The 12,927-nt window shown below is 37.8% G+C and carries 12 protein-coding genes; 7 read left to right on the top strand and 5 right to left on the bottom strand.

What is annotated here, in order from left to right; translation table 11 throughout:
• The 3 genes from E1140_RS06220 to E1140_RS06210 form a co-directional block, all read right to left on the bottom strand.
• The coding region (locus E1140_RS06220) for an oligosaccharide flippase family protein (RefSeq protein ID WP_155180403.1) at positions 1 to 610 on the bottom strand (610 nt) is incomplete at its 3' end.
• Entirely contained in the window at positions 607 to 1,911 is a 1,305-nt protein-coding gene (locus E1140_RS06215) for a hypothetical protein (RefSeq protein WP_155180400.1), read from the bottom strand. The genes E1140_RS06215 and E1140_RS06220, both read right to left, overlap by 4 nt.
• Entirely contained in the window at positions 1,912 to 3,093 is a 1,182-nt protein-coding gene (locus E1140_RS06210; RefSeq protein WP_155180397.1) for a tetratricopeptide repeat protein, read from the bottom strand. It abuts the gene before it with no gap.
• 119 nt (positions 3,094 to 3,212) lie between these two features.
• Here E1140_RS06210 and E1140_RS06205 point away from each other — a divergent pair, with 119 nt between their 5' ends.
• Positions 3,213 to 3,845 (top strand): hypothetical protein, encoded by a 633-nt coding sequence (locus E1140_RS06205; protein WP_155180394.1) that lies wholly within the window; start codon positions 3,213 to 3,215, stop codon positions 3,843 to 3,845.
• 89 nt (positions 3,846 to 3,934) lie between these two features.
• On the top strand, positions 3,935 to 6,898 hold the full coding sequence (locus E1140_RS06200) for a glycosyltransferase family 117 protein (protein WP_155180391.1): 2,964 nt from the start codon (positions 3,935 to 3,937) through the stop codon (positions 6,896 to 6,898).
• Between the two features lie 66 nt (positions 6,899 to 6,964).
• On the opposite strand, the gene E1140_RS06195 is transcribed toward E1140_RS06200, so the two are convergent.
• Together E1140_RS06195 and dusB are read right to left on the bottom strand one after the other, a co-directional pair.
• Positions 6,965 to 7,879: a DMT family transporter gene (locus E1140_RS06195; protein ID WP_155180388.1), complete on the bottom strand. Its 915-nt coding sequence runs from the start codon at positions 7,877 to 7,879 to the stop codon at positions 6,965 to 6,967.
• Between the two features lie 29 nt (positions 7,880 to 7,908).
• A complete protein-coding gene (dusB, locus tag E1140_RS06190; RefSeq protein ID WP_155180385.1) occupies positions 7,909 to 8,904 on the bottom strand; it encodes a tRNA dihydrouridine synthase DusB in 996 nt (331 codons plus the stop codon).
• Positions 8,905 to 8,960: 56 nt separating this feature from the next.
• Between dusB and E1140_RS06185 the strand changes: the two genes are divergently transcribed.
• The 5 genes from E1140_RS06185 to E1140_RS06165 all read left to right on the top strand — a co-directional run.
• Positions 8,961 to 9,920 carry a CPBP family intramembrane glutamic endopeptidase gene (locus E1140_RS06185; RefSeq protein ID WP_155180382.1) on the top strand — a complete coding sequence of 320 codons (960 nt, stop codon included), beginning with the start codon at positions 8,961 to 8,963 and terminating at the stop codon, positions 9,918 to 9,920.
• Positions 9,895 to 10,104 (top strand): putative signal transducing protein, encoded by a 210-nt coding sequence (locus E1140_RS06180; RefSeq protein WP_155180379.1) that lies wholly within the window; start codon positions 9,895 to 9,897, stop codon positions 10,102 to 10,104. Before E1140_RS06185 ends, E1140_RS06180 begins: the two co-directional genes overlap by 26 nt.
• The gene (locus tag E1140_RS06175; protein ID WP_155180375.1) at positions 10,085 to 10,915 is read left to right on the top strand and encodes a phosphatidate cytidylyltransferase; all 831 of its coding nucleotides are present in this window, start codon (positions 10,085 to 10,087) and stop codon (positions 10,913 to 10,915) included. The genes E1140_RS06180 and E1140_RS06175 overlap by 20 nt, the downstream gene beginning before the upstream one ends.
• Before the next feature lie 73 nt (positions 10,916 to 10,988).
• A complete protein-coding gene (locus E1140_RS06170) occupies positions 10,989 to 12,263 on the top strand; it encodes a Glu/Leu/Phe/Val family dehydrogenase (protein WP_155180372.1) in 1,275 nt (424 codons plus the stop codon).
• A 19-nt stretch (positions 12,264 to 12,282) separates the two neighbouring features.
• A partial coding sequence (locus E1140_RS06165) for a phosphatidylserine decarboxylase family protein (RefSeq protein WP_155180369.1) occupies positions 12,283 to 12,927 on the top strand: 645 nt, incomplete at its 3' end.

Raw genomic sequence — 12,927 nt, 5'->3', positions numbered from 1 at the left:
CCCATAAGGATTGAACTGAATGGAAGCTAAATCTATAAAGAGGTAACCATTTCGATTTAACAAATAAAAGTATTTGAAGAATAATGCTATGCAGAAGATATTGAAACACCAATGCCCAGACTCCAAAGTCATTAAACGCAAGATAAATACCAACAATCCCAGAAAAAAAGGAAGCCCTTAAATGGCAAAAAGCTATTTTTTTAAAATCCATTCTTTTTATCAGCATACTTTGATTTACGATGCCGATGGCTCCAGTAATAAATGTAATTGATAGGACGTAGACAATAGGCACCAATTCTGGATTTTTATAGAAATCGCCAATATATTTGGCGCACATAATAAAGAGTCCACCAATAAAAAATGCCACGAATAGATTAATCCAAAATATCGTGCTATACTGTATCTGAGTTACATTTTGATTTTGCACCAATGATGTTTGAAAGCCCATATTAATGAAAACCTGAGCGATGCTAATAAAGGCCATAACCATTCCAACAAGCCCAAAATCTGCTGGCAACAAGAGCCTTGCAAGAAAAATTGAAATAATAAAGGTTATTCCCTGATTGATAACCTTTCCTATTAAATCCCAAAGTACCCCTCTGGCTATCATTCTTTCGTGACAGAGTTAATGACTACAACAATAAATGATAAATAAAATGGCATCAATGGGATTTTATACCTCATTAGTGTCCCAAAGTTAAATGTTGAAACTCCTACTGCAAATGCAAATGTAAGTGCAAACAAAATACTAAAAATGACGATTGGATCAATTTTTCCGTATAATAGAGAAATCCAATTACCTCTAAAAATAACCAAGAGTGTTAAAAGTAAGATAACGCTTGATTCCAAGCTGGCTAACAACATTAAAGGTGTTTTTACTTCCCATGGAAATGGTCTAAATAAGGAGACTACAACAGCTTTGGGGAACAAACTCATCATGCTTTCAAATGTTCCATCCAATTGACCCAATTCATAGGTAGACCCTGCGCCTTTACCTGTCTGATAAGCAATGTCATAAGCTGTTATCCTCGCGGTTTCAGCTATCTTATCCATGGAATAGCGTGCATCGTTTTCACTGATTTTTATGACCGACCAATAACTAAAAATTGCAAAAAAAATAATTAAAAAAGGTGCGATTGCAGTTTTCAACAAAAGGGATGAAATTTTCGAAATTCTACTGAGATAAATCCAAATAATTGAGCACGGCACAAAAGTTAATAATATATATTTTTTTACTACAAAGAGGATATACACATTGATAATCAGCACCAATAGAATGATTAAAGATTTGTTCTTTTTAAATAGTAGTTGGTCAACTGAATAAACTAACCATCCCAGTGCAGATAAAGTAACTGTATCCTTTAATATGCCAGATCCCCAAAAGGCGATTGAAGGAATAAATAAAATGGCAAGAGCTAGGTTTCTATGTAATTCAGTAAACCTTGAATAAAAGGTTTTAAATAATGCCCAAAGACCAGAAAAACCTATCACAGAGAAAAGCATCGCTGTTCCTATATATGAACTAAAGGTGAATAAATCACAAATAGCAGAAAGCCTTACAATAAAATAGGTGTCATCATATTCATAATATCTAATCTTGGATGCCCATGGATAAAGATCAGTTGTAAATTGATTCTCTTCGAAAATTAATCTGAATCCCTCTATTGGGCTATTAATAATTGTTTCCCATATTATTCTACTACCGTATGTATGATACCAAAAAGTATCTCCATATCCATAATAAAACTGATAAACAACCCCTACGGCTATTGCGCCTAGAATCTTTACTGTTAAAGCTGGAATAAAATACCGTTTGGTATTTACATCGGTAAACCTTGGGCGTAGCCAATAAGCAACGATATAGATTATAAAAAGCCATATTGGAGTTACTATGAAGTCTCTTAATTCCATCTAAAAATCCTTCATATGATCTCTGGCCAGCTCATGGACTTTGTCCTTGCGTTTAGCTGTTTTCTTAACCTTTTTATAGAAAACTTTGGCCTGCTTTTCATTGCCTTCATCCTTGTAAATATCACCTAATGACAGCAAGGCGTAATGATAATATCCTGTGTCAGTGGCATCAATATCTTCGCTAAACTCTATTGCTCTTCTGTAATAATACTTAGCCTTCTCAAAGTCCTTAGTGTTTTCTGATATCTGCCCCAGAAAAAATGCTGCATATCTACCGCTGGTACCTTCATAACCTAACATACCGCTATCAATTTTAGCCAATAGACTTTCTGCTACAGGCTTTGTGCTACTAAATTTTCCTGAAGTGTAAAGTAGACGAGCATAATATCTGTGAAAATAAGGGTTATCAGGATAGGTTTGGTGAAGGTATTCGCTGATTTGAAGTGCTCTTGGCTTGTCATTCTCTAACCCACCTAAAATACGCATTAGGAAGACCATAGCCTCTGTCCGCGTGTAAAAGGCATTATAGGACACCTCCTTCAATTGCTTAATGCCAAGCACTTTGTCTCCTCTTGGGAAAAATGCCAGCAATGGTTTTAATAAAGGATAATTTTCTGGAACCCACTCTCTGAAATAATTATAAAGGGCATCACCAAATAACAACTCGGGACTCAAATCATGATAACCCTCACTCTCTTGCATATAATTTAATGCATTCTTACCGGCAAAAGCCGACTTGGTCCAATTTTTTCTTTCTTCACTGGAGTGTAGCCTTCCAATAAAACCATATGCCGCTGCTAAAAAGAAGGAGGCCTCCACTTCATGCTTGGGTATTTCATGTAGCCGTTCAGAAATCTGTATTACGGTATCCATGTAAGCAAGAAACTTGTCATCATGTGACTTATTACGAACATCAGGCATAATCTTCCACCACTCACTCAATCCCAATAAAAAGTAGGGTAATGGATGCCAGCCATATTTCTTTTTGAAGTATTTAAATTCTTGTTCGGCCTTTTCGAACTTGAAATTATACATATTATTCATGGCCTGATTGATGTCAATCTGCAACTGCATATCTGCAATTAAAATAATCTGTTCGCTCTTATTAATGCTATCTAATTCAACAGCATTAGCTCTAAAGCCACTCAGGATTACAATACTTATGATTAACAATTTTCTCATACTATACAGAAATTCATTTCAGCTATTGAATTTCAAATTTCATTCCATAATCAGGTAACCGGCATCTTACTAACGTAAATGGCACCTAAAGTTATGGGTTAATTGTCTAATTTTCAGCCATGAATCAAGAAGTCAAAGATAAAGGTATTTATGACACCAATACCTGGGCCTTTTTTTTAATGCTTTGCCTTGCCACTTTAACATTGTTGGTGGTGAAGAAAACATTTGTAGAAAATGAGACCACCGCTTTTGAAATTCTCGATCAAAGAGGAGAAATGGGCATGTTTCATGCCATAAACGCCTTGCAATACCTTACTATACCTGTTGTTTATCTATTCAAATTCACCATTATTAGTTTTACCATCTGGATGGGCTGCTTCATGTTTGGTTATAGAATTACCTACGGACAAACCTGGAAAGTTGTAATGATTTCTGAAGCCATATTTCTAATCCCAGAGTTTCTAAAAATATGTTGGTTTCTATTCGTTTTTGGGGACTATAATATTTTCGACATTAGGGCATTTTATCCATTCTCACTGATTAATCTTTTCGATACTGAAACATTAGCCCCCAAGGCATTTTATCCGTTAAAAGCACTGAACATTTTTGAAGTTGCCTATTGGTTTATTCTAGTCTATGGAATCCATACTGTAGCGCAAAAAAAGAAAACAATTGCCTATGCCATTGTTTTTAGCTCATATGTTCTATTCTTCCTTTTATGGCTAGGTTTCTATGTTATGATATATAAATAATACCCAGCATCTTCCGTTAGTAAAGCTAAGTATGGTTAATTGTCGATAGTTCGTTAATTTCGCCATTTAAAATTTAAAAAATCGATTGAATGAATTTTAATAAAATCAATAATATAGGAGGCTGGATAGTATTTGGCATCAGCGCATTGGTTTATCTGATTACTGCTGAAGAGACTGCCAGTTACTGGGATTGTGGTGAATTTATTGCCGTTTCATATAAATTGATGGTACCTCACCCTCCAGGTGCGCCCTTCTTTCTTTTATTAGGTCGTATATTTTCATTCTTCGCTTTTGGAGATGTGACTCAAGTAGCTTACTGGATCAACATGATCAGTGTGCTATCCAGTGCTTTCACCATTCTGTTCCTTTTCTGGACCATTTCAATGCTTTCTAGAAAGCTTCTGAAAGTTGTCAATGTTTCAGAAATGGATCTTGGTCAAACTATTATGATTTTAGGTGCATCTGCAGTTGGGTCGCTTGCTTATACATTTTCTGATTCATTCTGGTTTTCAGCAGTAGAAGCTGAAGTATATGCATTATCATCATTCTTTACCGCTTTTGTGGTTTGGGCCATTTTGAAATGGGAATTAATGGAAGACGAAAGTAGAGCCAACCGTTGGTTAATTCTTATCGCCTATATGATGGGGCTTTCAATTGGCGTTCACCTTTTGAATCTTGTAACCATTCCAGCACTTGGCCTTATCTATTATTTCAAGAAATATAAAGAACCGACCACATGGGGTATTGTAGCTGCAATGGCCGTGAGTGGTTTCATCGTTGTATTAATAAATAACATTATAATCCCTGGCTTACCATCACTAGCAGGAAGCTTCGAAATTTATTTTGTAAACAGCCTCGGACTGCCTTTTGGTTCTGGCGCCATTTTTATTGGCTCACTTATAATTGGAGCTTTAATCTGGGGAATCATTTACTCGATTAAAAAGGAGAAAGTAATTCTCAACACTTGCCTCACGGGGTTAGCTTTTATTTTAATTGGCTATTCTTCTTATGCACTTGTAGTTATCAGATCTAACTACAATACACCGATAAATGAGAATGACCCCTCTGACGTAATGTCTTTCGTGAAGTATCTAAAAAGAGAGCAATATGGAAGTAGACCATTGCTACATGGACAGTATTTCACAGCACAGCCAATTGATACTAAAGAAGGTGCTCCTTCTTATGTGAAAGGAAAAGATGAATATGAAATTGAAGAGAGATCAAGAAGTTATGTTTACGATCCATCTCAAACTACAATCCTGCCTAGAATGTACAGCAGTGCTCCGGCCCATGTTCAACGTTATAAGGAAGTAACAGGCCTACGAGATGGTGAAAAACCTAGTTTTGGTGATAATATCTATTTCATGTTTAAGCATCAGATGGGCTGGATGTACATGCGTTATTTCTTATGGAACTTTGCAGGAAGAGAAAGTGACATTCAGGATGCTGATTGGCTAAGTCCATTAGGGGCTATGGAAAAAGTGCCTTCCAAACTGGCTAATAATCCGGGAAGGAATAACTTCTTTATGATTCCACTTATATTAGGTATAGTAGGCATGTTCTTCCAATACTCTAAAAGTAAAAGGGAATTTGCAGTGGTCGCTATGCTGTTTTTCTTGACAGGATTAGCACTAATTCTCTACCTGAATTCACCACCAATAGAACCTCGAGAGAGAGATTATATCTATGTAGGTTCTTATTATGCCTTTGCCATCTGGATAGGATTTGCAGTACTGGCTTTTGGAGAATTAATTGGAAGATTTAGCTCTAAGAAAATGGGGGCCATTTTAGCCACAGTTATATGCTTTACTGCCCCCACCATTATGGCACAGCAAGGCTGGGACGATCATAACAGAAGTAATAGATTTTTCTCTGTAGATTCCGCTAAAAACTTTCTAGCTTCTCTGGCACCCAATGCCATTCTATATACTGGTGGAGATAATGACACCTTCCCATTATGGTATTCGCAAGATGTAGAAGGTTTTAGGACTGATACAAGAGTCACTGTTTTAAGTTATTATAACACTGACTGGTACATTGGCCAAATGATGCGTCAGGTCTATGAATCAGAACCATTCCCATTTACTTTGACACTAGAAAATTACAAGCAGGGTGGTCTAAATGATTACCTACCTTATGAAGATTTAGGCGTAAAAGTTTTGGATGTAAATCAGTTCTTAAATCTGCTAAAGAATAATGACAAGCGACTTAAACTATACCCATCTGCTAATGTGGTTCCAAGCAGAACCTTCTCAATAAAGGTGGATAAAGCTCATGTTCGAAGGCTTGGCATAGTACCTGAGGGAATGGATAGTTTGTTGGTTGACAATATGGTATTCAGTCTCAAAAAAGGTAAAAATGCATTGGAGAAGAAGGATTTAGCAATATTGGATAATATAGCTACTGCAAATTGGGAAAGACCAATTTACCTGAACAATACTTCAATGCAGCAGATCAATTTTGATCTTAGTCAGTATGCCATTCAGGAAGGCAATGCCTTTAGAATATTGCCTATCAAGAATCCAAATCCTCAGGAGGATTTTGTTGATACTGATATCATGTATGACAATCTGATGAACAACTTCTTCTATCGTGAGTTGGACAATCCAAATGTCTATTATACTGAAGATTACAGAAACTTTGTTCTTAATCACAGAAGTAGCTTTAACACACTGGCGCAGGCATTAATTGATGAAGGTGATATGGAAAGAGCAAGAAAGGCCTTACTCTTTGGTCTTGAGCGCATGCCTGATACTTCTATCAATTATGATTATACAACCGCTAGAACAGTAGCACTGTTGTATATGGTCGATGCCGATGATAAGGCAAAAGAAGTTGCGGAAACTTTGGGTGACCGGTCATTAGAAATGCTTGAATATCTGATAGAGTCTGGCAATGGAAGTATGGGATATGAGATCCAGGTGAATTTGGTAATACTTGCCGAACTACAAAGAACGCTATATAGAAATGGTGAAGATGAGCTGGCTAAGAAATACGAAGATGCCTACAATGCCGGTGTTGGCAAGATTCAGTTGAACCGAGGCAATTTCTAAAGAGCTATATTCATTGAAATTAAAAGCCCATGACACAAATCATGGGCTTTTAATTTATCTACTAATTTATCCTTTAGGAACCTGTGCAGGCTGAACCGGCTTCTTCTTTCTATTGGCCAAATAAACTCCAAATATTATGGCCGTCATTCCCAAATAATGACCCAAGAACAACTGCTCACCATCCAGAATCCCCCAAATAACAGCCACTATCGGTATTAAGTAAGTAACCGAACTGGTAAAAATTGGTGTAGTCATCTTTACTAATTGATTGAAAAGAATTAGCGCAATGGCTGTTCCCATTATCCCTAGCAAAACAATGGCTCCCAATGAAAAATAGGCACCTTCAACAGACGTAAGCTTTTCTACAAAAGGAGTCATAAAGAACAGATAGACAATACCTAACGGACCTACTAAGGCCAGAGATATACTGGTAATGGTTCGGGCATTTAAGTCCGGAATTTTAAACTTGATCAAGTTTAAATTAGCTCCGTAAAATATTGTTGCCAGCACAACAAGAAGCGCATAGTAATTCAGAGCGCTTAAGTCCCCACCCGTTCCAGCAAGTATCAAAACTACTGTTCCACCAAATCCTATAATGAGACCGAGCACAGTTCTTGGGGTGAATTTCTGACTGTAAAATACCGCACCTATGATCATAGTGAATAGTGGTGTGAGGGCATTTAGGATTCCCGCTACTGAGCTAGGTATTTGAGTTTGAGCTTTGGCAAACAAAAAAGCAGGTATAAAACTTCCAAAAAAGCCTACACATAAAAGTAGAAACCAATCCTTCTTTTGAACCTTCTTCATACCGTGAATAGCAATAGGCAACAAAAAGACTGAAGCGGCTACAATTCTGATGGCACCCACCTCTCCGGCACTAAATACATCAAGGCCTCTTTTTATCAAAATAAAAGAACTCCCCCAGATCAACGACAGCACAGCCATCAACACCCAGGCGAGGGCACCAGTTTGCTTGGTCATAATTACAATAAAATAGATGGATGCAGCTCTTAAACTGCCGCGTAAACTTCCTGAAAATTTTCCTTAATCTCCTGCAGAACTTCAACAATTTCTGCGTGGCTATCAAGGGTAACAAGCTTCATTCTGTAGGGCTTAAAGTTTGGTAAGCCTCTGAAGTAGTTGGTATAATGTCTGCGCATTTCAAAAAGGCCTTGCTTCTCACCTTTCCACTGCACAGAAAAATCCAGATGCTTTTTAGTAACCTCAATTCTGTCATTCAAGGTTGGCTCTTCCAGTTTCTTTCCTGTTTCCAGAAAATGCTTGATTTCATTAAATATCCATGGATAACCAATGGCTGCTCGGCCAATCATTATACCATCAACTTCATACTTATTTTTATATTCAAGTGCCTTCTCAGGACTATCGATATCGCCATTACCAAAAATAGGGATGTGAATATCAGGATGGTTTTTTACTTCTGCTATTTTAGTCCAGTCGGCCTCACCTTTATACATCTGCTGGCGCGTACGCCCATGAATGGTCAAAGCCTGAATACCAACGTCCTGTAATCTTTTGGCAACTTCCACGATTCTGATGGTACTATCATCCCAACCCAAACGAGTTTTAACAGTAACAGGCAGTTGTACCTGCTTCACTATCTCCTCGGTCATTTTCTGCATCTTAGGGATGTCGAGCAATATCCCTGCTCCTGCTCCTTTGCAAGCTACTTTCTTAACCGGACAGCCATAGTTAATATCTACCAACTCTGGTTGAGCAGCCTCTGCGATAGTGGCAGCCTCGCGCATTGATTCAATCTTATCACCAAAGATCTGAATACCTATAGGGCGTTCATAATCATAGATATCTAGTTTCTGCACACTTTTAGCGGCATCTCTAATAAGCCCTTCGGCCGAGATAAACTCTGTGTACATCAGGTCAGCACCATTTTCTTTACATACCGCTCTAAATGGAGGGTCACTAACATCCTCCATTGGCGCCAGTAATAATGGAAATTCACCAACCTCAATATTTCCGATTTTAACCATTTTGATAATGCTTACTTTAGTGACCTTTAAAATAAACTGTAAATTTAGATCAAATTATGGACATAATTAAAAGTGAGGTAGAATTGCCAGGTGGAAGTCAAGGTGTTTTTAATGCTTTTGTCCTACTATTTATAGCTCTCATTGGTTTTATTATCATTGGTCCGCTCATTGGATTTATAGCAGGAATACCCTTTTACTCTCAAGATCTTGTATCACTTCAAAATACTTTAGCAGACCCATCGTCTAGCCCAGATGGCAAAACATTACTTTATTTTCTACAAGCTGGCTCTACATTAGGGATGGTGCTTGTACCACTAATATATGTAAAGGCCAAAATGCATATTCCTATAAAAGCATTCTTCGCCAACCCTTTAAGCATTATTGGCTTAGGGCTAGCCGGCATCATCACTTTTACATTTATGGGCTTTAACAGCCTCATTATAGAATGGAATGCCAACGTTAACTTACCTGAGTTCTTAAATGGCTTTGAGCAATGGGCTCAGGAAAAGGAACAAATGGCTGCAGAACTTACTGGTTTCCTAGCCACGTTTGATAACAATGTACAGTTCATTGTTGCTCTTTTTATTATGGCCGTATTTCCTGCTATTGCTGAAGAATTTGTTTTCAGAGGCCTGGTGCAAAACAGACTTTCTAAAGGCATTGGGAATGCCCATTGGGCAATATGGATAAGTGCAGCATTATTCAGCGGTATTCACATGCAGTTCTTTGGCTTCTTTCCAAGAATGTTTTTAGGTGCACTCTTCGGATACTTGTACCTGTGGTCAGGCAATCTACTAATTCCCATTTTTGCGCATTTTGTCAATAATGCATTCACACTTTGCATGATATATTTCTACAGCGAAGAGATAGTTGCCTACGATATTCAAAATAGCGACCCTCCTGAATTGTCTACTGTTTTAATATTCACTATTATTACTTCTGGTCTAATTTTCTATTTTCGCAAACATTATCAAACTATAAACTCTCAGGATGGCAGCATGGCAAAAGGTGTATAGCGCTGAACAATCATACAGAGCTGAAATAGTTAAAGATGTATTGGAAGATGCTGCTATAAACGCAGTAATAATAAATAAAAAGGATTCATCCTATAATAACTTCGGTGCTCATGAGGTACATGTATCTGCCGATGATGTTATAAAGGCACTGCAGATTATAAAAAATGACATCGATTTTAAGTAAGTATAACAATTTAACACAACGCATAATAGCAGCCATATTAGGCGCATTGGTTATTGGCTTCGGGCTTTATTTCAGTGAGTGGTTGTATTTCGTAATATTTCTTGCCATCACTATGATCACCCAATTGGAGTTTTACAAATTGGTAGGTCTTGATGGTATGCTTCCGTTAAAAACCTTCGGCACATTTAGTGGGTTTAGTTTATTCGTTCTTTCGTTCTTTATTGAAGGCGGCTACTTAAATGATAAATACTATTTTCTACTTTTTCCTATCATAGTTTGTGTTTACCTCATCTACTTATATAAAAAGAATGAAGTAAAACCCTTTAGAGGTATCGCTTTTACCTTTTTAGGAATCATATATGTAGCCATTCCATTCTCATTATTAAATGTGATAGCCTTCAGCCTTGAAGACTATACTTTCGAACTTATTTTAGGTTCATTACTCATTTTATGGTCTAATGATACGGGTGCCTATTTTGCAGGCGTTAAGTATGGAAGAAGAAAGCTTTTTGAAAGAGTATCGCCAAAGAAATCCTGGGAAGGAAGTTTGGGTGGGTTCATTCTTGCCATGGGTATGTCTTATACGCTGTCGCACTTTAGCGACTCATTAGCACCATGGCAATGGTTCTCAATTGGAGTAATTATTGTAATTTGTGGAACATATGGCGACCTTGTAGAATCGCTTTTTAAAAGAAGTATTGAAATAAAAGATTCGGGTAGATTGATCCCGGGTCATGGAGGTTTTCTGGATCGGTTCGATGGCTTGTTGTTAGCGGCCCCATTTATTGCCGCATTCCTTAAAATCTTTTGAATAACTGCAAGACGTTATGATTTATAATTACATAAATTTGCAATCGATTTAAACTACCAAAAAACTAGTATTTATGGGTTACATTGAACCTGCACCTTTGAAAGACGAGAAAAACCCTTTCGAGGCAATGATGTCAAGATTTCATATTGCTTCACAAATTTTAGGGTTGGATGATGAAGTGTACAACGTACTAAAATCTCCTGCAAAACAAGTAATCGTATCGCTACCCATCACTATGGATGATGGCTCCATCAGAGTGTTTGATGGCTATAGAGTGATTCACTCAAATATCCTGGGACCATCTAAAGGTGGTATCAGGTTTGACCCGGGTGTTAACCTTGATGAGGTAAAAGCCCTTGCCGCATGGATGACCTGGAAATGTGCCGTTGTTGATATTCCATATGGCGGTGCCAAAGGTGGTATCAAGTGTAATCCAAGAGAGATGTCTGCTGGTGAAATTGAGCGTTTGACAAGAAGTTACACTTTGTCTATGCTAGAAATATTCGGCCCGGATAGAGACATTCCAGCTCCTGATATGGGAACGGGACCAAGAGAAATGGCCTGGTTGATGGATGAGTACTCTAGAACACAGGGTATGACTATTAACTCTGTAGTTACTGGTAAGCCTTTAGTACTTGGCGGTTCATTAGGTAGAACTGAAGCCACAGGCCGTGGGGTAATGGTTTCTGCTTTGGCTGCAATGGAAAAATTAAAAATCAATCCTTATAAAGCTACTTGCGCTGTACAGGGCTTTGGTAATGTGGGTTCTTTTGCTGCCTTGCTTCTTGCTGAAAGAGGTGTAAAAGTAGTAGCGGTAAGTGACCTTTCCGGAGCATATTTTAATGAGAATGGCATCAATATTAAAGAGGCCATTGAATATAGAAACAATAATAATGGCACCTTAGAAAACTACAAAGGCGCTGAAAAAATTGACAATGCTGAATTATTAACCCTTGAAGTTGATGTGCTGGTACCTGCAGCTACTGAAGATGTAATTACTTCTCAAAATGCTGATCAGATAAAAGCTAAATTGATAGTAGAAGGTGCCAATGGCCCAACTTCTGCCAAAGCTGATAACATCATCAATGATAAAGGAATTATGGTAACGCCAGATATTTTGGCCAATGCCGGTGGTGTTACTGTTTCTTACTTTGAGTGGGTACAAAACAGATTGGGTTATAAGTGGACTGGTGAGCGTGTAAACAGAAGATCTGACAGGATTATGAAAGATGCTTTTGACAATGTTTACAGAACTTCTCAGGAACATGATGTGTCCATGAGAATTGCAGCTTATATAGTGGCTATTGATAAAGTGGCGAAAACTTACAAATTTAGAGGCGGATTCTAAACCTAAATCAAATTACATTTTGACTATACATAAAGAAGGCAGGTTATTATTATTGGTAATGCTAATTGTGTTGGCAACTATCAACATAGCACTATATCAAAGCTACGGTGGCGGTATGGTAGTACAAATATCGGGTGTTGCAAGTACGATAATCTTCCTTCTTGTTTTACAGTTTTTCAGAAACCCAATTTTCAAGATTAATGCCCAGCCCAACCAGGTGATAGCGCCTGCCGATGGTAAAGTGGTAGTAATTGAAGAGACTACTGAAGAAGAGTTTTTGAAAGACAGGAGAATACAACTCTCCATATTCATGTCTCCTGTTAACGTCCATGTTAACAGAACTCCGGTAAAAGGAGTAGTAGAATTTTTTAAATACCATGCTGGTAAATACCTGGTAGCATGGCACCCTAAATCAAGCACGGAAAATGAACGTACTACTATGGTAGTAAAAATGGACAATGGTGTTTCTGTATTAGTTCGTCAGATTGCTGGTGCTGTGGCTCGTAGAATAAAATGGTATGTAGCAGAAGGTCAGTCTTTAGAGCACGGTGAAGAATTTGGCTTCATCAAATTCGGCTCAAGAGTAGACATTTTTCTTCCCGTAGGCACCAAAATCTTGGTGAAAGAAGGTGATAAAACCAAGGGTGGAAGGACTGTCTTGGCG

The sequence above is a fragment of the Fulvivirga lutimaris genome (assembly GCF_009711525.1).
GTDB lineage: Bacteria > Bacteroidota > Bacteroidia > Cytophagales > Cyclobacteriaceae > Fulvivirga > Fulvivirga lutimaris.
Note: the sequence above shows the minus strand (reverse complement) of the source record. Positions and strands in the feature narration are given on the sequence as shown.

Coding starts and splice junctions, on each gene's coding strand:
- E1140_RS06185 (WP_155180382.1), top strand. CDS start 8,961: ATGGACATAATTAAAAGTGAGGTAGAATTGCCAGGTGGAAGTCAAGGT.
- E1140_RS06205 (WP_155180394.1), top strand. CDS start 3,213: ATGAATCAAGAAGTCAAAGATAAAGGTATTTATGACACCAATACCTGG.
- E1140_RS06175 (WP_155180375.1), top strand. CDS start 10,085: ATGACATCGATTTTAAGTAAGTATAACAATTTAACACAACGCATAATA.
- E1140_RS06170 (WP_155180372.1), top strand. CDS start 10,989: ATGGGTTACATTGAACCTGCACCTTTGAAAGACGAGAAAAACCCTTTC.
- dusB (WP_155180385.1), bottom strand. CDS start 8,904: ATGGTTAAAATCGGAAATATTGAGGTTGGTGAATTTCCATTATTACTG.
- E1140_RS06180 (WP_155180379.1), top strand. CDS start 9,895: ATGGCAGCATGGCAAAAGGTGTATAGCGCTGAACAATCATACAGAGCT.
- E1140_RS06215 (WP_155180400.1), bottom strand. CDS start 1,911: ATGGAATTAAGAGACTTCATAGTAACTCCAATATGGCTTTTTATAATC.
- E1140_RS06210 (WP_155180397.1), bottom strand. CDS start 3,093: ATGAGAAAATTGTTAATCATAAGTATTGTAATCCTGAGTGGCTTTAGA.
- E1140_RS06200 (WP_155180391.1), top strand. CDS start 3,935: ATGAATTTTAATAAAATCAATAATATAGGAGGCTGGATAGTATTTGGC.
- E1140_RS06195 (WP_155180388.1), bottom strand. CDS start 7,879: ATGACCAAGCAAACTGGTGCCCTCGCCTGGGTGTTGATGGCTGTGCTG.